Here is a 20,175-nt window from a genome sequence, read left to right as displayed (position 1 = left end):
TCTAATATTTCTTTCATCAAATCACCATGTCAGACACCTTTTGCCTGATCTATGCAGAGCAGCGCATCCGGAACTCCATCCAATTCTTCCGTTTCCCAGGCTGGCCGTTCATCATCAGGTAATCCTGGTAACAGTGCAGTGTCACATGATAAAAGCAATTTTTCCGGTAACCCATTTCAGAGCGATGTCAAACAAGATAAACGTTGTAGCCTATGTATACCAGGGAACAGTAGGAGATTAATAGAAACCTGTTCCCCTTGTTACTTGATCTTCCAAACCTAAGAATCTAATTATTCAAATTCTCTTTTTTCGACGTAAACCAACTAAACTCCTTAACAAAATTCAAATAGACCGTCCCGACCGGACCATTGCGGTGCTTGACCAGGTTGACCTCAGTCACCTGATGTGTGGTGTGGGCATTATAGTAGTCATCCCTGTAAAGCAGCATGACGAGATCGGCGTCCTGTTCGATGCTTCCCGAGTCCCTGAGGTCGGACATCATCGGCCGTTTATCACTGCGCTGCTCCACTGACCGGGAAAGCTGTGACAGCAGGATGATCGGAACCTTGTATTGTTTTGCCATCTGTTTCAGCTCTCTCGTGACCGACCCGACAGCCAGATCATGACGTTCAAATTTCCCTGCAATAGGAATGAGCTGCAGGTAATCGATGACCACCAGGCAGGGAGCTCCCTCGTTTTCCCTCTTCGTCTTTTGGATCCGCGCCCTTATGTCATCCAGGGTCTGCCTGCCGTCATCGTGGATTTGAAAGGGAAGTTTATAACACCCGTTCAAGGCTTCATTCGCTTTGGCCAGATCCTCCTCTGTAAAGAAACGATGGGGGTTCTGCCACTTGTTTGCATTGATAAAGGCCATCCGGCTGACCAGCCGTTGATATAACTGCATCTCACTCATCTCAAGAGAAAAGAAATCGACCACGGCACCCTTTGCTACTGCATATAGGCAAGGTTGACAACAAGGGCGGTCTTTCCCATCGACGGTCTTCCTGCAACAATGATCAGTTCCCCTGGTTTGAACCCTCCCGTCATTGAGTCAAGTTTTTCATATCCGGATGTAATCCCGCCATGGACCGGATCGGAATAAAAAGATTCAAAGATATCAGCAAGCGTATCCCCCTTGCTTTCACCCCCGGCCAGACCCATTTCCTGGGTCTCAACATACGTCTGATATAAAGCATCCGCCCGATCCGTCGTTGGTTCATTAAGGAACCTTACAGCAGACTTCTTCAATTCCCTCAGCCTGTAATTCTCCATGATGACACTCTGATAATGCTCCATCCCGCTGACAGAGGGACAGCAGAGAGAGAGTTCGGTGATATAGGTGACTCCCCCTATATTTTCGATGTCCTTGCCCGTTCGATGGACAATGCTGAAAGGATTGATCTCAATTCCTTCCCGCTGCAACTCCCTCATTTTTTCAAAAATCAAGCGGTTGCGGGCCTGGTAAAAATGCTCCGGCTTCAGGGTCATGTCATTGATCGACGCCGGCTCAAGGAACACCGCCCCAAGCAGCATGCTTTCCGCTTCAAACAATTCCTGATTCAGTAGATTCCCCGCCATATCATGCGGGATTGAATGACGGCCTGCTTCTCTTGATTCCTTTTGCAAGACGCTCCTCCCCCTCTCTCTTCCACTCTTCAATCTTGGCCAGCAACTCATCCGTTTCTCTTACCCTCCTGGCGGTGTAGCTTTCGGTCACGGACGTTTTTATTCCCTTCCTGATTCTTTGCATCAGAGCCTTTTCGTAATATGTAAAGGTCCTGATCGACTCACCATCATTCCGTTTTCTGTAATCACGATCGATCTCTTTCATACAGGAGATCAGCGTTTCTCCTTCCACCTTCAATCCACAGATTTTTTCTATAGCTGACTGCTCCTTTGGCGAGATATTGAAGCCGGCATTTCGAAGCTGCAAAAATTGATTCGTGACTTTTTCGATCTTGCTTTGGCCATCTTGCCTGGGAGGCAGCTCAATCTTCTCCTCTCCTTCTTCTTCTCTATCTTCTCTACCTTTCTTACATTCTTCTTGTTGTTCCGTCTGCGTTTCGCTTGAGTTCTCATTCGGTTCCTCTTCCGTTACACCGCTGGAAGGGTAAAAAAAATCATCGTCAAGTTCAATAACGGTAAACAGAGTTCCATAATAGGTGTCTTCTGTTTTGAGGTAACCATGTTCCACCAAGCGGTCCACATGCCTTTTAATCGTACTCTTTGACGGGATCCGGACATTGCCATTGTCCACATACATCAAGTCATCCGACAACAGGGAATATGCCCGTAAATACTGGCCCCTTTTGACTTTGATGCCACTGATGATCATGAATTCCTTCTGGACAGCCCGGCCGCTCAAATACAGATACAGCCTCAAGGTGAAGGGATTGCTCCAGATCTCACTCTCCATCATTCCGCGATAAAACTTTACCCAACCTGTCATACTAGTTCCTCCTTCAAAATCGTTTTCATCTCTTAATTAGGAGCGAACTGCAAAAACGGACACCCTTTTTTTAAAAAGACTGTTTTCGCATATATTGTTGCTTTCGGAAAAATCCCAGGTGCCGGATTTTTCCCCTGTATACAAAGGTTTTACTCTCGAAAAAGAACGTGCAGCTCTTTTCTTTCCTTCTCACCGGGGTTCTTACAACTATATACCAGGATATTAGTTGAAATTTTGTATTAAATAGCAAACGAAGTTTACGAAAAGAGCCTTTAAAAAAGTTTGCCGGATGCAGAGCTCCACATCCTGTTTGAGGGTTTTGATTAAATGACATGGCGGGAACATTCACCGTTACCGCTGCAAATCGGGGTAATTGCACGGGAACTTTTAATGCTGCTAGATTTACTCCTTCTCTATGAATCGCCTGTAAAAGTGCTCAAAGAATCCAGCTAGGATCAAAAGGGCGCTTCATCTCAAAACACTTTCCAGGATTGAACTGATTAAGGTTTTAGCACAGTTATCAAGGGAATTACCGTAATACCTTTCACAAGAAAAGCAGGGTAGGATTCTCGAATTACAATAAGATTTTATTCGATCATTCAGAGATTTAAGGGGGTACACTATGACATTCAAAGGTGCAGGCCTGGTAATCCTTGCCTCTGTATGCTGGGGCATCAGTGGAGGGATTGCTGATATTTTGATGGACAAGGGCTGGGACCCTATCTTCATTTCATTTTACCGGGGAGCAGTTGGCTTCCTCTGTTTTCTCGCGTGGTTTCTGTCGAGCTTTAAAGAAAACTGGACCTTTTCCCGTCGCTTTCATATGTGGGCCGTGTTGGCAGGTATCGGCGTTGCCGGAAACTTCACATTGTACTTTCTAGGGATAGAAGCTTCAAGCATCGCGGTAGCAGCTACGTTAATGTATACGGCGCCGGTTTTCGTGCTGATCATCTCATTTGTATTCCATATTGAACGATCCACATGGTTCAAATGGGCGTGCATCCTGGGGGTTCTCATCGGCATCACCCTTCTTACCGGCGCGTATAACCCTGATTCCATTTCCGTCAGTTTTCCAGGGGCTTTAGCCGGACTGGGTGCAGGACTCTCCTACGCACTATTTATATTCGGGTTCAAAAAAGCTTCCTCTTTCGGAAAGCCGCAAACCACATTGACCATGGCGTTCTTCGCATTCTGTATCATCTTATTTCTTATCGCTGACAAGGAGGAAACAGTCTCAGTGCTGACCTCTGCGGATATCGGCTGGTTTATCCTGTTAGGGCTCTTGGGAGCAGGAATTTCTTTTTTGCTCTACGTAATCGGCATCAGGCGGACGAACCCCTCAACCGCTTCCATGGTTGCCATGGTCGAGCCCGTAACAGCCTCTATATTCGGGGTTCTGCTCCTCGGAGACCAATTAAGCCTCATACAAGCCGGCGGCATGGCGGTCATCCTGGTGACAATCACTGTTCTCAGCAACAAGCAGTCCAACTAAATAGTTTCGCTATATGAGTCAAAAAATGCTATTTTTCCTTAAAATTTGAAACTATTTGGCCTTGGCAATCGTAGGAATACTATAAGCCAAATAAAAGGAGTGGAATGATGAAAAAAATAGCAAAAGTTCTATCCGCAGCTGCACTTGCCCTCTCTTTAGGTGCCTGTTCAATGACCGCCTCGCCGGAAGAGAATGTGAAAAACAGCAGTGACATGACGCTCGAACAGGTTTTCAAGAAGTCGCAAAAGGCGGATTCTGAATTAACCAGCGTCCATTTGGATATGGAATCAAAGCAAATGATCACCAATGATGGAAATGAAGAAGGATCAATGGATATGAGTACGGCTTCTTCGTCTGACCTTGTCATGGACCCAATGACCATGCATCAGACATCCACCGTGAACATGGCAATGGAAGAAATGGAAGGTACGGAGCTGCCTTTGGCAGAAGTGGAAATGTACTTGACAGAACAAGAGATTTATATGAAAGACAATATGCAGAATCAATGGACGATCCTGCCAAATGAAATGGCAGACATGATGAAACAGAGTGCCCTTCAAGAGTCCGCGCTTCCTGAAAATCAGCTGAAGCAGCTGGAACCGTACCTGGACCAATTCACCTTCAAACAAGATGATGACCATTTCATCCTTCAGCTCTCCCTGGAAGGAGATCAAGCCAACGATATCCTTAAAGAAGGCATGGGAATGATGAATGAAGAACTTCAATCCACTGTTGAGGGCGTAATGGAAAACATGTCCATCGAAAACATGGAATTGAAAATGTGGATCGACAAAGAAAGCTTCCACACCGTCAAAATGGAAGTGCAGCAGAAGCTGGAAATGAATCAGAATGGCGAAAGTGTTAAGATGGATCAGACCATGAAGAGCGACTTCTCGAAATTCAATGAAATAGATGCAATTGAGGTCCCTGCAGAAGTCAAAGAATCCGCAGTTGAAATGGATTCTCCATTTGGCCAGGTGAACGAGTAAGATTTGTAGTTATCAAGAATAGTCCAAATGGCTGTAACTATTCTTCCCTCCCTTATAAAACCTGCTCAAAAAATAATATCTATTTAAGTTAGTTCACTTGAAAAAGTGAACTATTTTTTTTGAAGACAGTTTGAAACTGAATATAAATTTCATTTTCAAATAAATTTAGAGAGTGGAAAATGATATCCTTAAACTGACGATGCAGGATAGCGAAAAAAGCAATCAGAGAAAATCCAATAAAGGATATACTTTTAAACAGGGGGAGATATAATGAAGCCGGAAGATAAAAAGAGACCAAATATGGTTTTGGAGAAGGTAATAAAGAAAATCAATATTCAGACTGAATACAAGACTTTTGTAGAGGAATATACAACTGGCTTGCTTTCAGAGTTCAGTGGGAAGATTCACAGTATATATATGTGCGGCTCAATTCCTAAAGGTACTGCTAAGCCATTTCAGTCTGATGCAGATTTTACTATAGTATGCGAAAAACCAGAAGATTTAGATTATGATAGAGTATCATATCTGAAGGACCAGTTATTACAAAAATATTCTTTAGTAACGAAGGTTGATACGGTTATTTGTTCACTGGATGATATAAGAAGTAACCCTAATGAATGGGGATTTTGGATCAAGATCATCTGTGTTTGTATATATGGTACAGATATTGGCGAAGAAGTCCCCCCTATTCTAATATCGCCTGAGTTCATATTAGATTTGAATTCAGACACTCAAGAGGCAGTGGATCGCGTTCGCGGTTTTCTATCCAATGCCGATGATGACACACTGAAATCAAGATATACCAAAGGTTACTCAAAGAGATTAATTCGTGCATTGTACTCTTTGGTTTTAGAAGATACAGGGGTTTGGCAAGATGACATTATAAAAATGAAGAGTGCCATATCCGAGTATTGCACCATTGATTCAGCTTTAGTCGACTATCTGTATGCGACTTACCTGGATAGTCGTGTAGATGTTGAAGAGTTTCTGGGGATTGCAGAAGAAGTATATTGTTATATCGAGAAAACTTTAACTGCATTGGCTGCTTCCAGAACCTCCCCTGACACTGAATTGACGACATGAAGGTAAATGTCTATAATGAATGGAAAAAATTGAAGATTTTCTTATGTGTTCCTCCTATCAGTCATAAAGATAACACGAATCAGATGTCTAATTACTATACGGATTAGACATCTGATTTTTATTGTTATTGCTATATTAGTATCTTATTTTTTTATCACAAATGAACATATGAAATAGCAAGTTGTTTAACAACTATCTCCTGTCTGATAAATAATTGCGAATTAAGCCTTTTAAATGAGTGTTATTTGGATTAGCAATATAAGATTAATGACATTCTATATAAGGAGTAACATTGAAAAAGACCGATTAAGTAATCGGCCTAAGTTATAGACAAAGTCTAATTAATGGACCATGTCTACAAGCTGACACAGTATAATACTACTGAGCTTTTTCTCGTTTTAATTAAGTTGTTTTGTGTTGTTAATAGGATGATACTTTAACTGATTCATCTAACGGGTTCGAAAATTGAAGTACAAGATGCCTTTACTTGTATCTACTGCCTCTATCAAGACATGCTTTTATTTATCTATCACCATATATCACGTTCTATAGTGCATTCATTTTCTCGACGTCTTTTCGGTGCACCACTAGTTTTAACAGAGTAGAAGATCCATGTGACTGCCCGCTGACTAACCCATCAGCCGTCTGTGCACTCTCCATTCGAGCCTCGGTTTTCAATTTGCTTCGAATGCCGCTGGTCTGGAACTGGTCATACTTTTTTCTGATTTGTTCTTGTGAGATTGGATCAGAGCCAACCATGATTTGCTTCCATGTCATTTTCGAGTAGATGGTCCAAACGATGAAAAGGGCGATCAAGATCACTATGACTGTTAAGGTTGTTGTCATGTATTACCCCTCCTGTATACGTTTGACCATCTATACCCCTTCCATTTAGACACACAAACTCAAAAGACGGCCAATTGGCCATATGTAACCAAATAAACACGATGCTGTGAAATAGGTAACAGATAATAGGGGGAATTTTAAAAATAGAAATGTAATGGAGAAAGAGCACTAAAAAGACGGAATCATAAAGATCCCGCCTTATACTTCCTAGTTAAGGACACAGCACTTCACCATAATCCTCTTTCCAGCTCTTATGTCGTCATCTGCAGAGAAAACCCAATATAACTCAATGCATTCGCCAGGTTCGATTCCATCCGGATGGATGCCAGATCGACATGCGACCTAACCGCTTGAATGGCGATATCCGGCCGGATTCCCGTCAGGATCGGCTCGACCCCAACGAGCTTCATCAAATTGACGATGCGCAGCAAGGATGAGATCACTTCATCGTCGATATGGGTAATGCCGGATAGATTGATCACCAAGTATTCCAGCTGCATTTCCTGGCTCTTGGCAAGTGTGGACTGGATGATGGTCTCCGCCCTGTCATTATTGATGACCCCGATAATCGGCAGTACCGCAATTCCTTCAGCAATCGGCACAATGGGTGCAGAAAGCGTTTCAATCTGCCTGTTCGCATAATCCAGTTCCAGGACATAGGAAAGCAGGGAACTCATGGTTTCAAATACTGATATCTGCTCCTCAGAGAGATCAAACGGCTTGGTATCCAGGCCGCAAATCGTCCCGTAGTTGCTCCCGTCCTCATAATTAATGGGAATGCCGACAAAGCTTCCGCTCCCCAGGTTCCGGGTAACATTCAGTGATTTTGTCCGTTCGTTGCTTGTGATATCCGAGATGACCAATACTTCCCGTCCGTGATCCACACTCACCTTGCAGTATGTTTCTCCAAAGGGAAGCGTCTCTCCTTCTTGCAGTAATTCCTTATCTTTATTGACCACTTTCACGATTTCATTTGTGCTTCTGTCATTCTTCGCGATGAACAGGGTGTTGATATCCATCATCTTACTGATCATAGCGAGAATGCTTTGCGCAGCTTCATCAAAATTCCTGAAGCGTTTAGTATGTATGACTGGTAAATCGGTAACGTGGTCCATCTTCGATTCTCCTTCAAAACAAGTAATCAGTGTATAGTACCCTACTAACAGTTAAGAAAACATGATAGTTAATTTTTTTGGTCATTTAGTCCTTTTTTTTTCAAAAAAACCACATGCGGCTCATATAAAAAGCAAGCTCAGCACTCACCACTTTCATTCTTCATCTTCCGCAGCACTTCTTATACTTCTTCCCGCTTCCGCATGGACAGGGTTCGTTCCGTCCCACTTTGGCCACTTCCCGCCTCTTTGTAAGAATGGGGCCTCCAGAAGGAAGCGGACGGAGATGATCTTTCTCCTCTTGAAACAGCTCACCAGGGGTATGCCCCTTAAGATTCCATTGCCGAGTATGATTCATCACATTAACGACCCGGCCCATCACCTCTTGGACAGTTTCAAGATTGTCGAACTCAATGGTGTAGCTCAAGTACTCCATAACATCATTGGGACCGTGGCCGATATTGGCTGCATAGAGACATTCTTCCGCAATTTCATCTGCCCCCTCTTTATCGATGCTATAGTTCTTGATTAAATAACGGACGAGCTCCATATAAGCCTTGCTCCGGTCCACGAAATCCGGTTCACCGGCTGCCATCAGCTGCTGCTTGGTGAATGGATAGTAGGAAAGGCCGCTTCTCGATTGCTGTTCCTGCAGGACCTTCTTGGGATCGAACACCCTTCTGTTGGAGAAGCCAGCCTCATCTATGTGAATATCACTGCGGAAATAGATAGCTTCATGTATCACTTGGAGGTAACTCTTCAGCTCCAGGGTTTTCCCTGTATACTTTTCCATCAAGTCCATCAGCGAATCAATACTTAACGTTCCATAGTAATAAAGCAGCCCCTTGGTCAGATTAATCCATTCGGTATTCCTGCTTATTACTGCCTTTACCTCGTCATTCCCCGCCAATTTCCTGACAGGTTCGATCAATTTAGCAGGCACAGCCAAGACCGGTTTGCCCTTCCTGCTCCCTGAAAAAATCAGTCCGGTACAGCGGATATAAGCGACTTGATCTGCCTCTAAATCGGCTGGAGAAAGATAGCCGCCCTTTTCGGCTATCTTTGCCAGCAAGCCGAATCGTTCATCATCCCATAAGAGGTACTGGCTGCCAAGATCAGGAATCCTTTCTTCCAGCACCTTCTGCAGGTCCGCTTTCTTCAGGCTGCTGGCATTAGCGATCTCCATGTTTCGCCTAATGGCATCCAATTCGGCTTTTGTATAGGTACTTAATCCTTCCTTGAGAGTCAATGGAAGATTGATTTCATGCCAAAACTTCTTGTATTGCTTCTCAGCTTCTTCATCCATGTATTCATGTAATTCTGACAGAGCGCTTCCCACTGCTTGCTCTTGATTTTTGTCACTCACTATATTTCACCTGCTTCCTCTTATTTGATTACCGCGAAGAACGACTCTCCCTTTTGGCCACTCCATCAAGCATTACATTTAAAATGCCGAGTCTTGCCTTTTATCTCATTCTATAGAACTGAATTCACATTGCAACCCATGCCCCCTTCACTGCAGCATCAATACAAGACGAATAACTCTGTACGTGCAAAAACACTTCAACCATTTCTACCTCGGGATTACCGGTCAGTTTTCCCAGGGGAAACTCCCTCTTACCTCTTTCATAGACGCTTTTCACCTCTTTGTCGGCATCGCTCCCCTCAAGTATGCTGAACTCACCCGGGAATAAGATAAAAGTGCGCGCCTTTTGGAAGGATTGCAGATTGAAAGATTTTAACGAGGTACTGGAGCAGTATGAGCCGATGATTCACAAAATCATAAGTACACTTCATATTTACAAGGAAAAGGGTGAATTTTATCAAATCGGAATGACCGCGCTGTGGGAAGCCTGGGAAAAGTTTGAGGAAGGAAAAGGCAGCTTCACTGGTTATGCCTACACGACCATCAAAGGCAGGTGTATGGATGAACTGCGGCGGCAGGTGAAATGGAAAGAGGGTTGTGCGTATCCAGATGGCACAGACTTCTGGGAGATGCTTCCTGACGATTCGGTAACCGGCCGCCTGGAAGCGGAAACCCTCATGACCTACTTCCTGCCGTTGACAGATCCACAGAAGAAATGGGTCCTCTACACCTACATCGGAATGATGAATGTCAGGGAAATCGCCGAGCGGGAACAGGTTTCGGTCTCTGCGGTGAAAAAATGGCGGAGCGGAGCCCAAGCAAGACTGGTGATTGGAAAGCAGTAGAATCCTCAGATGCATGGAGAGACTTTCAGACCTGATGGGCAGTTACATCTTCCTATGTGAGCACAGACTCAATGAATGATAGTTCTCCATACCATAGAATTTTTAAATAAGACTGTTTTCGCATATATTGCTGCTTTCGGAAAAATCCCAGGTGCCGGATTTTTCCCCTGTATACAAAGGTTTTACTCTCGAAAAAAACGAGCAGCTCTTTTCTTTTCTTCTCACCGGGGTTTTTACGACGATATACCAGGATATTAGTTGAAGTTCACATTGAATAGCAACAAAGTTTACGAAAAGAGCCTTAAATAAAAAGAGGGCGAAATCCATCAGAATTCGCCCTCTTTATCTATCATATGCCCTGATACTATTTTCTGTTTAAATCTATCCTTCGATCATATACTCAATGATTTCTTCCAGTGTCAACCGGCTTACTTGTTCAACGGAAACATGATTCCCCAGCAAATCTTCTTCCAGCTTGGAAAGATCATTGGTTACAACCTGAACGGTGGAGCCGCTCAAATGATTGACGCGGAAAACATTCGGATGATCCTTCAAGTGTTCCGGAAGTTCATTCACCCAGATTGCCGCCCACTTTTCGTGAATTTCATCTTTTTCGAAGAACTGGTTGACTTGCCCATCTTCTAATATATAAATATAATCACAAATTTGTCTGACGTCATCCATGATGTGGGTTGCCAACAAGATACTTTTTTCCCCATCCTCCAGGAAATTCACTAAGTCTTCTTTGACCTTCCTCTGGGAAACGATATCAAGGTTAGCCGATGGTTCATCCAGTAGAAGGATGTCCGGGGAATGGCAAAGAGACAGAACGAACTCGACCTTCTTCTTTGTCCCTTTCGAACACTTGCCATACTTTTCATTTTCATCAATTCCATATCTTTTGATGAAATGAGAATACCGTGCCTGGTCCCACGTGGGATACCAGTGAGAAACGAGGCTTGCAATATCCTTGATTCTTTGGGAGGAAAACGGCTCCAGCATATCCCCTACGAAACCGATCCTTCTTTTGGCCTCCGTCCCATGATCCCCCATGTCAGCTCCAAATAGAGTGACGGTGCCGGCTTCAGGCTGAAGGATATTCATCAACAACCTGAACAAGGTGCTTTTCCCTGAACCATTCCCGCCCAGGAGCGCCACAGCTGTTCCTTTTTCAAGACGTAAGTGGACGGGCCCAAACTTGAATTTCTTATACTTCTTCTCCAGCCCTTTTACTTCCAATACTGAATGATTCAATGCCATTCCCCCTCCCTAAGAATCTTCATAGTGTCCCGTTAACACTTCTTCGAATATCATCCGGATTTCTTCCTTCGAAGTCCCTAATTGCTTTGCTTGTTCAACCGCTTTCTGAAGGACATCATAAACCACTTTATCCTTGGTTTCTTGCTTCAGCACCTCTTCAATCTCCTTAACAAACGTCCCTTTTCCTTGAACAGTCTTGATGTAGCCCCCTGTTTCAAGGTTCTGATAAGCTCTTCTCGTTGTGATCAGACTGCATTTCAGTTCACCGGCCATTGCCCTGATCGATGGGAGAGGAGTGCCGGGCGGCAGCTGTCCGCCAATGATCAAAGCCTTCAATTGCGTTTCGATCTGGTGGTAAATCGGTTCCCTGCTGTCATCTGAAACACGGATCGGCAGCTTCATTCCTGCTCCCCCCTTCTCTATACATAATCCCGTCTGGCCAGGCGGACCGTTAACAGCTTGTTCCATCCTACGCATCCGGCTGCTCCAACGAAAAGAAAGAGTAAGGCAATCGGCCACCCTATAGTGGTAGAAAGGGAGATGGTGGATTCAACAATTCCATTTCCCGCAAGCTGGTAGAATACGAAGATGACGAAAGCAAGCAGGATCATCAACAGATATGGGACTGTGTGAAGGACCTTCCCGTTCGTTCCATACTCTATGAACGGATTGAACCCGCCCATTGCAGCCGCGTAACCCAGCCAGATGACCAGGAAAGTGAAATACTCGGCCACGGTTAAATGCTCAAATATTTGGTCATACAGCACGAAAGTAAAGGTTGCATAGAATACCAGGCTCAATAAGGTAAAGGTCATGAGCATCATGATCGTACGGCTAAGTGAAAGGACATTAACCGGGATGGGAAGTGATCTTAGATAAGCCATCCTTTTACTGAACGGATCCTCCTTCACCGCTTTCAAGCTCAAATACGGACCGGACATGAAGATCGCTGATAAGGACGGGGTCACCAGCACAAAAATGATATCCATAAAGATGAATTTATCCTTTGACCCCTCAGGATGAAACACATTGCTGTCGGATTGTTCCAAACTGAAGGATATCAGTGCTGCCAGCAATATGGTCACGACCACTGAAAACCCTATAGAGATTTTATAAAAACGAAATTCTTTTCGAGCTAACCACCATGCATCTTTCATCAATGTTCGTTCACTACTCCTTTATCCGTGGTTTCTCAGTCTACTTGTATCAGATCCTTGAGTACCCCTCTATCCTCATAGCCAAGGAAGTCAACACCGAAATGAGTCAGCAGTGCGAAGACAATGCCCCAAACCGTGATGCTTGAGACCATCCAGATAGATGTCCTTTTCTTCTGTCCCCCTAGCGTAACACACATGAAGGCTGTCAAATGACTGCCGACAAATAATGGCCCGATAAACGCCAAACCGGGCATACCAAATTTGTTCCAAAGATTCTGTGCGCGAACAGCCCTTTTGCTTTGCTGTTTCTCTGCTTCCTCCCCTTTTCGCTTCCTTCTCCACTCTTTGAATTTATTGATGAACACAATCAATAGCAAAACCGTCAATATATTGCCGACCAGACTGACCAAGATGACCGGAACTGCAGGCAGACCAGCCAAAATCCCCAAAGTGATAACGCCAAACGCTTCGAAAAACGGAATGGCAGCAAAAACAAAAACAATGAAATAAGCCCATAAATAATCAAGAAACTCCATCTGAATTCTCCTCTTTAAGTGTTATAGTGTGTATGTCTATATACACACTATAACAATAAGCGGAATCTCTGGCAATCACTTTTTTAAAAAATAGTCATTATACCGGCTGTATACTGAAGCTTCCCTGTCCAAAATAACTGATTTTGGATGAAAATATACCATTCCACACCCTGATGACAATGAAAATAAGCCTCCCTGAGGCAGAGAGACTTTGTGTGACTGCAAATGCCGTTTATATAAAAGGATGGCCGGCACCATCCCTCATCCTTCTGGAAGCAGCACGACTTTCCCCAGCTTCCCGGACTGTTTAAAATACTCCTGCGCTTCCCTTGCTTCCTGCAATGGAAAGGTCCGGTCAATCACCGGCTTGATCCTGCCTGCTGAAATGGCGGACAGCATCCTCCGAAACTCTTCCCTTGTTCCCAATACCGATCCATAAAAGGTAATATGCTTCAAATACAGCGTCCTGAAATCCAATTCGGTCTTCTGGCCGCCGGCGGAACCGGAAGTACAGAATTTCCCTCCCTTTTTCAATACTTCAAGGGATGCCGGGAAAAGGGCATCACCGACGACATCGGCGACCGAGTCAATCGGACCTCCATTCACTCCCACAATCTCTTTGGCAAGGTCAGCCGATCTATAAGACAACACATGGGCTGCCCCAAGCTCTTTCATCTCGCCTTCCAGCTCCAAGTCCCCGACAATGGCAATGACCTTCGCACCAAGAACCTTTGAAGCAATCTGGACATTTAATGAACCGACACCTCCGTTGGCACCCGTAACCATGATCGTCTCGCCGGGCTTGACCTGTAACTGCTCCAGCATATGCCAGGCTGTTAAACCGCTCACCGAGAAGACAGCACTTTCCATATAACCTGAAAGAGGCATATCAAAGCAAAGATCTGCGGGCCACGCGACATATTCCGCATATCCTCCATCATACTCCGAACCGATGAAAGACATATCTTCTGCAATATGTTCGGTCCCCGTCCCGCCGCTTGAGGTGAACGGAAAAAGGACGACATCCCTCCCCAGCATCCCTTCATTAACAGCACTCCCTGCCTTTACGACAGTACCCGTTATATCAGAGCCGGGCGTTCGGGGGAATTGGACTCCTTCCGGTCGCCACCCAGACTTGGTGTCCTTGCCGTAAGCCCCTTCCCTCATCCAGATTTCCGTATTATTGATCGCACATGCCTTCACTTTCACAAGCACTTCATGTTCCTTTGGTTCAGGGATGGGGATATCAACTATTTCCAGCTTCTCGACTCCGCCGTATCCCGTTACTTGCACAGCTATCATTCTCTATTCTCCTGTCTTCTTTGGAGTGAATATACTCTATTTATTATTGTTGGATAGTGAGATTTTTATGCCTTTAGTAAAGCAAAAGGCTATGGCTGAATTCTTCCGTTTTGATATCAATCCTCCCGTGATTGTTTGTGGGATATCAAAAATACACTTCACCAATCGGTTTAACTGAAATGGTTCTTATTTATTGATAAACCAAGAGTTTCAAAAATAAATTGAAGTTGTTTTACATATTTTTACATTATAGGTCATTTAAACGGTTTTCGCATCTTTTTTCTACATAAATAATGGTGGAAAAAGGGTGGTACATAAGATGGGCTCAGAAAAAGAAATGGCGAAAACGATAGGAATGGAAATCCGTGCATTAAGAAGGCAGAAAGGATTATCAGTGGAAGAATTGGCATATCAGTCCAATATGGATGCAAAACATCTGGCGAGCATTGAAAGAGGAGATATTGAGAATCCAGGACTTTTTACGATGTATAGAATTGTAGTCGGCCTGAAGTTGAGGAAAATGAATTCCATCGTAGAAGAAGCGGAACGCAGGCATTTTCCTTTCTCAGTGGATAAAGAAGAATCTAACTGATCTGATATAACGGTATTTGATAAAAAGCCTCTCATTAACCGGGAGGCTTTTGTCGAATGACGACCTATATTATCAGATTTTTCAGAAATACACTCTTCAGTCTGTGTTAATTCCCAAATATACCCATAATAATAAAGAGGCAAGGAAAAATAAAAAGACTGCATGGGAAGAAACCAAACTGATCCCTGACTGCAGACCAATTCTAGGAGAGTGTTTCATGAAAGAAATCTTATCGAGCTACACTATTTCCCATTTAACTTCCGCCCTGTTGCCTGCTAAACACCCGGAATACCTCACAAAAGTCATCGAACCTGATACCATTCTGTATGTAACTCAACCTCCCTTCTCCATCATCAAAGAAGCCTGTCTGCAAGGTTACTCCAGTTATGAAGGAAGACGGGAATCCGTCAAATATTATACCGGCTATCAACGAAAAGTGCCGATTGCCATCAAGCCGCAGCAGAACATCTTTGCCTTTCCCACACTTTCACCTGAAACCTTTGAATGCAGCTGGCTGTTTCCCTCACATATTCAATCCATCACGCATGCGATAACCGCCGATAAAACGATACGATCTCTTGTAACTTTGAAATGCGGCAGAAAACTGTATATGAGTGAGTCTCCAGCAGTAATCAAGAAACAGCTGCAGCGGACTGCCCATTTTTCCATGATGTATTTTGCAGATGGCATTGGCGGGTAAAAGGGGTGTAATCCTAAACACTAAGGCGGATTAACTTATCAGCAGCAGATCGGATTCGCTAAATAATATTTATCAAAATAGAGAAAGAAGGTTAAAGGTTATGAGAATGCAAGAAATCTTAATAACAAATGCCGGTAAGATAATACGAAGGCACCGAAAGCTTAATGGACTATCAATGGAAGAACTGGCAAACCGTTCAGGAATCCATGACACGCACCTTGGCAACATAGAAAGAGGCAATGCAGCCATGACCTTGCCGACTCTATTTAAAATCTCTGCGGGCCTTGACCTAAGCCCCAGCACTCTGTTGAAAGATATTGAGGAAGATACTTTCACTTTGTATGAAGAGGACATGAAAGAACGAACATAAACAGTTAAAGGGAGGATTCCTCCCCCTCCTCCCTTGGTATCTCTTATACTGGGAATTAATACTCCTATTAAAATTTAGGACTTTTGTCATTCTTCTTCGTTTTAAAGCAGGGGGCTCCCTCCTTATTCCACTCAAAACTTAAAAAAGTAATCAACTTTAAAAGGGACCCTCTATAAAAGGATCCCCAACTATTTCATCATTTTATTCCACACATTCCACGAATGGTCGAAATCTTTTAGTAAGCGTATGCGTTTACATATCCACTGATTACTGAATCACTTAATGAGTCTCTGATGTCTACATAATATGTAGATGGTATCATATTAGTAAATGTTGTACTTCCACCGCTTAATGATTGAAACACTGTACAGTTTCCAGTAGATGCAGAACATAATCTCGCTTGTAACATGCTCGCTCCCGCTGAACCAGAAGCCCCATTACTATAATGTCTTTGGAGGCGGCTTACGCTAATTCTGACATCGTTTTTTGAACTTGTAGTTGCCACACTAGTCTCATAGCTGCCATCCTCGGTAACAAAAGTACCTGAAGCTGCCAGTGACGAAGAAACTCCCAAAAGTGACATTACCAAAACCAAGATTGTAACTCTAATAATCTTTTTCACCAGTAATCCCTCCACAATTGTTTTAGAGTTTTTCCGGCCAGAAGTACTCCATAGAAAGATTAACACATTTATTGTAAAAAATGTCATTATATTACCAAAAGAATAAATGATTTTAAGAGGGCATATTTAGTAACGTTTTTTTGACTCCTATAAGCAAAAAGTTTGGAAGATTTACCTATTTGATTAGAGGGATTTCCCTTCCGTACTCAACAAATCACTACCATACTGAATAAGCCCCCTCTACTTTCTCTTTTCCATAATGTAAAAAAGCCTGAAAAATTCGTTCGAATCACAAATAACTCCCATTCTTTTCCCATGAACGTTTCATCTATTTCTGCTTAGGGTATTAAAATTGAAGCTTTTGATTTCAAAAAGGGTGGATTTTTCATTTATACTAGATTTTGAGAATGAAAATTTGATTGATCGGTGAAAAACCGCCTTCAACAAGTACATATTTTCATAAATTCATAACAGGTGGGATAACGTGAATAAGAAACTAAGAACAGGGGCTTGCGTGGCTGCCCTTCCGTATTTAATGTTAACAGGCTGTGCACAAACCGCCAGTACTTCAGACCAGGCTTCCGTGCTGCATGAGAAGTCAATGCTGGATTTCAAGGAGCAGCATTATACCCTTGAGGGGGCAGCGAAGTCACCAAGATTTAAACTTGAAGCCTCCTATCAGGCAATTGAACCTACTGAGGGTGCTAAGCAGCTTAAGACAAACTATACCAGCCAGCAGCTGGAGGAAATGCCAAGAACGCAGGCGCACGGCGGAGACACAACAAGAAGTGTTCCGTTAGGACAAGTCATGCCAAAAGGCGTCGAGGATTTATCGGATGGGCCACTAAAAGAACACAGAGTTGTGTCCTATTACGGCCATCCCAATTCCGAAAACATGGGGATCCTTGGGGAATACAGTCCAGAGGTGTTGATGGACAAATTGAAGGCCCAAACCAAAGCATATTCTGAACTGGACCCTGAAAGACCGGCCATCCCGGCCATCGAATTGATTTCGACCATAGCCCAGCGAAGCCCGGGAGACGATGGTGATTACATCCATCCGACAGCGGATAAAGATATCGAAGAATATGCAAAGCTGGCCAAGGAAAACAATGCCCTGCTGATCCTGGACGTCCAGCTCGCCAGGGATACTGTCATGAACCAGGTGAAATCAATAGAAAAATACTTGAAGCTACCTTATGTCCACTTAGCCATCGATACAGAATTCCACGTCCAGGAAGGCGAAATTCCTGGAGTAAATTTGGGGACCGTCGACGGCAAGGAAGTTCAAGAAGCGATTGAATACGTATCAAACCTGACAGCAGAAAACGGACTTCCAGACAAAATGGTCATCGTCCATCAATTTGCTGAAGATGTCCTGATCAATCGGGATGCCATAAAGCCCACAGAAAACGTGGAAGTCGTCATCAACTTTGACGGCCATGGCCTGGATGCCATCAAACGAGCCGGGTACAATGAATTTGTCCAGAAGCAGCCTATTCAGTACGGCGGGTTCAAAGTGTTCTATAAAAAGGATGAGCCGTTGATGAATCCTAAGGATGTGTTGGAGTTGGATCCTGCTCCGGCTTTTGTTAATTATCAGTAGACAGCTAGCTTTTTCTGCTAGTTGATTGACTTAAAGGTGGAAAACACAATAAACCTCATGAGATCAAGGGTTGCAGACTTGATCTCATGAGGTTTTTTATTTTATAACATTTTACTCCACTTTCTACAGCCTTTTTGAATCTTCGTGTAAAGGGATACTGCCCCTTCTCAACCTTCTCGTCATTGACACGCACATTTAATAGGTCAAATATAGTCCCCCCTATCTACATTTCCAATATATATTTAGGAAGGGTCACCATATGTTAAAATTTCAATAAAAAGGCTGACTTCCTAAATTGGATGCCAGCATTTTTTTATTTCTTTCATTTGGTATGACAGGAGTCCAGAGCTCACTACTATGAGCTGAGCAGATGCAAATTGGTTCTACCATCAATACCCCAAGTAAGAAGAACTAACGTTTATAAGTTTTCAATTCTTTCCATATCTTCTGCAGATAAATGGAAATCGAAGAGATCTAAATTAGCTGCCTGGTTTTCACGGTTGTGAGATTTAGGGATTACGACCACACCGCGTTGGATTTGGTATTTTAGTAAGATCTGTGCACCAGATTTCTTGTAGGCTTTACCGATATCCTCCAAGACTTCTTTTTGATGGTCTTCAACTTTCATAGGTCCCCATGCAACGGGTGTAATGCCCTCTTCTTTTAATACAGCAAGAAGATCTTTGTTCGGCTCTTTGAGGTTAATTTGAATTTGATTTACGGCTGGCTTCACTTTAGCGAATTCCTTCAATTCCTCCAGATGATTCTTTCTAAAGTTTGACACGCCGATTGCTTTCAGTTTGCCCGCTTCGTAATACTCTTCAAAGACTTCCCAAGTGTTTTGAAGTTGCCCTTTTTCTTCGATAGGAAAGTGAATTAGAAGCAGGTCAAGGTAGTCTGTTTGAAAGTTTTTCAGACTGTTATCGATCGCTGCCCGGGTAGCTTCCTTAGAAGCAATATATTCTTCTTCGGCAGGAACTTTTGTTGTAATAAATAACTCTTCACGAGGCACTGTGCTTTCTGCTAAAACCCTACCGACGAGTTCTTCGTTACGATACATGATGGCTGCGTCTATTGAACGGTATCCCAATTCCAATGCTGATAGAAGTTCAGGAATTTCATTTGTCACCGCCGCGTTATAATCATTATTTTCTTTTCCATACGTATTTGTACCTGTACCGACAATTGGCATTTCCAGCCCATTATTAAGTGTTATGTATTCCATATTATTAAGCACTCCCTCTGTATACTTTTATTTTTCTGCTTATAAATTACATCATACCAAATTAACGAATTTTCAAAAAACAATCTGCATGTCCATTCCTGCCGAACAGGAATAGTTGTCTTATTTTTGCAGCAGCATATCAACGTGAGGGATATCATCTTCTAAATAGGTTTCAGATATGGGCTTAAAACCAAAAGCACCATAGAATTTTCTTAAATAATCCTGGGCTTGAATTTTGACGGCTGTTTCATTTAACTCTTTTTGGATAAACTCCAGCCCTTTACTTAAAAGTTCCTCTGCATGTCCCTGACCCCTGTATTCTTTCTTTACAAAAACTCTTCCAATAGAAACTTCCTGATAAGAAACACCTGCCGGCAGAATCCTTAAATACGCAATGATTTCCCCATTGTCTTCTTTAAAAAGATGATAAGAAAACGGATCTTTACCGTCAACTTCAAGGTAAGGACAATTTTGTTCCACCACAAAAACGAAGGTTCTTTCTTTTAAAAGGTTATATAGTTCAGTATTTGTTAGCTCGTCGAATTTCTTTAAATTCCAGCTCATGAAACTTCACCTCTATTTTTTTGTAAAAGCACGTGATGATGTTGTGCGGTTAAGCTTTA

The 20,175-nt window shown here is 43.2% G+C and carries 22 protein-coding genes; 8 read left to right on the top strand and 14 right to left on the bottom strand.

What is annotated here, in order from left to right; genetic code table 11:
• Positions 1–286: 286 nt before the first annotated feature.
• From D3H55_RS25285 to D3H55_RS16480, 3 genes are read right to left on the bottom strand one after another with little or no spacing between them, the layout of a single operon-like run.
• A complete protein-coding gene (locus D3H55_RS25285; RefSeq protein ID WP_276310248.1) occupies positions 287–913 on the bottom strand; it encodes a DnaB-like helicase C-terminal domain-containing protein in 627 nt (208 codons plus the stop codon).
• A gap of 35 nt (positions 914–948) precedes the next feature.
• Positions 949–1,626 (bottom strand): DnaB-like helicase N-terminal domain-containing protein, encoded by a 678-nt coding sequence (locus D3H55_RS25280; protein ID WP_276310247.1) that lies wholly within the window; start codon positions 1,624–1,626, stop codon positions 949–951.
• The gene (locus D3H55_RS16480; protein ID WP_119548418.1) at positions 1,580–2,449 is read right to left on the bottom strand and encodes a DNA helicase; all 870 of its coding nucleotides are present in this window, start codon (positions 2,447–2,449) and stop codon (positions 1,580–1,582) included. Before D3H55_RS16480 ends, D3H55_RS25280 begins: the two co-directional genes overlap by 47 nt.
• A 622-nt stretch (positions 2,450–3,071) precedes the next feature.
• Here D3H55_RS16480 and D3H55_RS16475 point away from each other — a divergent pair.
• The 3 genes from D3H55_RS16475 to D3H55_RS16465 all read left to right on the top strand — a co-directional run bounded on the left by D3H55_RS16475 (position 3,072) and on the right by D3H55_RS16465 (position 6,013).
• Complete coding sequence (locus tag D3H55_RS16475) at positions 3,072–3,941, top strand: DMT family transporter (RefSeq protein ID WP_119548417.1); 870 nt, start codon at positions 3,072–3,074, stop codon at positions 3,939–3,941.
• A 107-nt stretch (positions 3,942–4,048) separates the two neighbouring features.
• Positions 4,049–4,930 (top strand): DUF6612 family protein, encoded by an 882-nt coding sequence (locus D3H55_RS16470; protein ID WP_119548416.1) that lies wholly within the window; start codon positions 4,049–4,051, stop codon positions 4,928–4,930.
• Between the two features lie 300 nt (positions 4,931–5,230).
• Entirely contained in the window at positions 5,231–6,013 is a 783-nt protein-coding gene (locus D3H55_RS16465; protein WP_119548441.1) for a nucleotidyltransferase domain-containing protein, read from the top strand.
• A 546-nt stretch (positions 6,014–6,559) separates the two neighbouring features.
• Here D3H55_RS16465 and D3H55_RS16460 read toward each other — a convergent pair.
• From D3H55_RS16460 to D3H55_RS25500, 3 genes are all read right to left on the bottom strand, one after another.
• Positions 6,560–6,859: a hypothetical protein gene (locus tag D3H55_RS16460; protein WP_119548415.1), complete on the bottom strand. Its 300-nt coding sequence runs from the start codon at positions 6,857–6,859 to the stop codon at positions 6,560–6,562.
• A gap of 251 nt (positions 6,860–7,110) precedes the next feature.
• Positions 7,111–7,974 (bottom strand): STAS domain-containing protein, encoded by an 864-nt coding sequence (locus tag D3H55_RS16455; protein WP_119548414.1) that lies wholly within the window; start codon positions 7,972–7,974, stop codon positions 7,111–7,113.
• Between the two features lie 160 nt (positions 7,975–8,134).
• Entirely contained in the window at positions 8,135–8,209 is a 75-nt protein-coding gene (locus D3H55_RS25500) for an SEC-C metal-binding domain-containing protein (RefSeq protein WP_420808763.1), read from the bottom strand.
• Between the two features lie 1,490 nt (positions 8,210–9,699).
• Between D3H55_RS25500 and D3H55_RS16445 the strand changes: the two genes are divergently transcribed.
• Positions 9,700–10,182 (top strand): sigma-70 family RNA polymerase sigma factor, encoded by a 483-nt coding sequence (locus tag D3H55_RS16445; RefSeq protein ID WP_240628610.1) that lies wholly within the window; start codon positions 9,700–9,702, stop codon positions 10,180–10,182.
• 381 nt (positions 10,183–10,563) lie between these two features.
• On the opposite strand, the gene D3H55_RS16435 is transcribed toward D3H55_RS16445, so the two are convergent.
• The 5 genes from D3H55_RS16435 to D3H55_RS16410 all read right to left on the bottom strand — a co-directional run bounded on the left by D3H55_RS16435 (position 10,564) and on the right by D3H55_RS16410 (position 14,437).
• Entirely contained in the window at positions 10,564–11,436 is an 873-nt protein-coding gene (locus D3H55_RS16435) for an ABC transporter ATP-binding protein (protein ID WP_168413136.1), read from the bottom strand.
• A gap of 15 nt (positions 11,437–11,451) precedes the next feature.
• Positions 11,452–11,844: a GntR family transcriptional regulator gene (locus D3H55_RS16430; protein ID WP_119548409.1), complete on the bottom strand. Its 393-nt coding sequence runs from the start codon at positions 11,842–11,844 to the stop codon at positions 11,452–11,454.
• Between the two features lie 17 nt (positions 11,845–11,861).
• A complete protein-coding gene (locus tag D3H55_RS16425; protein ID WP_168413135.1) occupies positions 11,862–12,599 on the bottom strand; it encodes a hypothetical protein in 738 nt (245 codons plus the stop codon).
• A gap of 35 nt (positions 12,600–12,634) precedes the next feature.
• Positions 12,635–13,135 (bottom strand): small multi-drug export protein, encoded by a 501-nt coding sequence (locus D3H55_RS16420; protein ID WP_119548407.1) that lies wholly within the window; start codon positions 13,133–13,135, stop codon positions 12,635–12,637.
• Positions 13,136–13,396: 261 nt separating this feature from the next.
• Positions 13,397–14,437, bottom strand: coding sequence for a zinc-binding dehydrogenase (locus tag D3H55_RS16410; RefSeq protein WP_119548405.1), 1,041 nt, complete (start codon positions 14,435–14,437; stop codon positions 13,397–13,399).
• A 319-nt stretch (positions 14,438–14,756) separates the two neighbouring features.
• Between D3H55_RS16410 and D3H55_RS16405 the strand changes: the two genes are divergently transcribed.
• From D3H55_RS16405 to D3H55_RS16395, 3 genes are all read left to right on the top strand, one after another.
• Complete coding sequence (locus D3H55_RS16405) at positions 14,757–15,029, top strand: helix-turn-helix domain-containing protein (RefSeq protein WP_119548404.1); 273 nt, start codon at positions 14,757–14,759, stop codon at positions 15,027–15,029.
• Positions 15,030–15,246: 217 nt separating this feature from the next.
• Positions 15,247–15,729, top strand: a complete 483-nt coding sequence (locus tag D3H55_RS16400) for a competence protein ComK (protein WP_119548440.1) — start codon at positions 15,247–15,249, stop codon at positions 15,727–15,729.
• 100 nt (positions 15,730–15,829) lie between these two features.
• Positions 15,830–16,099, top strand: coding sequence for a helix-turn-helix domain-containing protein (locus D3H55_RS16395; protein ID WP_119548403.1), 270 nt, complete (start codon positions 15,830–15,832; stop codon positions 16,097–16,099).
• A gap of 235 nt (positions 16,100–16,334) precedes the next feature.
• Here the strand turns inward: D3H55_RS16395 and D3H55_RS23855 are convergent, their stop codons facing one another.
• Positions 16,335–16,721 carry a hypothetical protein gene (locus tag D3H55_RS23855; RefSeq protein WP_136035731.1) on the bottom strand — a complete coding sequence of 129 codons (387 nt, stop codon included), beginning with the start codon at positions 16,719–16,721 and terminating at the stop codon, positions 16,335–16,337.
• A 484-nt stretch (positions 16,722–17,205) separates the two neighbouring features.
• Between D3H55_RS23855 and D3H55_RS16390 the strand changes: the two genes are divergently transcribed.
• On the top strand, positions 17,206–18,327 hold the full coding sequence (locus D3H55_RS16390; RefSeq protein WP_119548402.1) for a hypothetical protein: 1,122 nt from the start codon (positions 17,206–17,208) through the stop codon (positions 18,325–18,327).
• Positions 18,328–18,745: 418 nt separating this feature from the next.
• Here the strand turns inward: D3H55_RS16390 and D3H55_RS16385 are convergent, their stop codons facing one another.
• Both D3H55_RS16385 and D3H55_RS16380 read right to left on the bottom strand, forming a co-directional pair.
• On the bottom strand, positions 18,746–19,552 hold the full coding sequence (locus tag D3H55_RS16385) for an aldo/keto reductase (protein WP_119548401.1): 807 nt from the start codon (positions 19,550–19,552) through the stop codon (positions 18,746–18,748).
• A 120-nt stretch (positions 19,553–19,672) separates the two neighbouring features.
• Complete coding sequence (locus D3H55_RS16380) at positions 19,673–20,116, bottom strand: GNAT family N-acetyltransferase (protein ID WP_119548400.1); 444 nt, start codon at positions 20,114–20,116, stop codon at positions 19,673–19,675.
• Positions 20,117–20,175: the final 59 nt, after the last annotated feature.

Source organism: Bacillus salacetis (genome assembly GCF_003581585.1).
In the GTDB taxonomy this organism is placed as follows: domain Bacteria; phylum Bacillota; class Bacilli; order Bacillales; family Bacillaceae_B; genus Rossellomorea; species Rossellomorea salacetis.
This window is presented reverse-complemented; position numbering and strand designations above follow the sequence as displayed.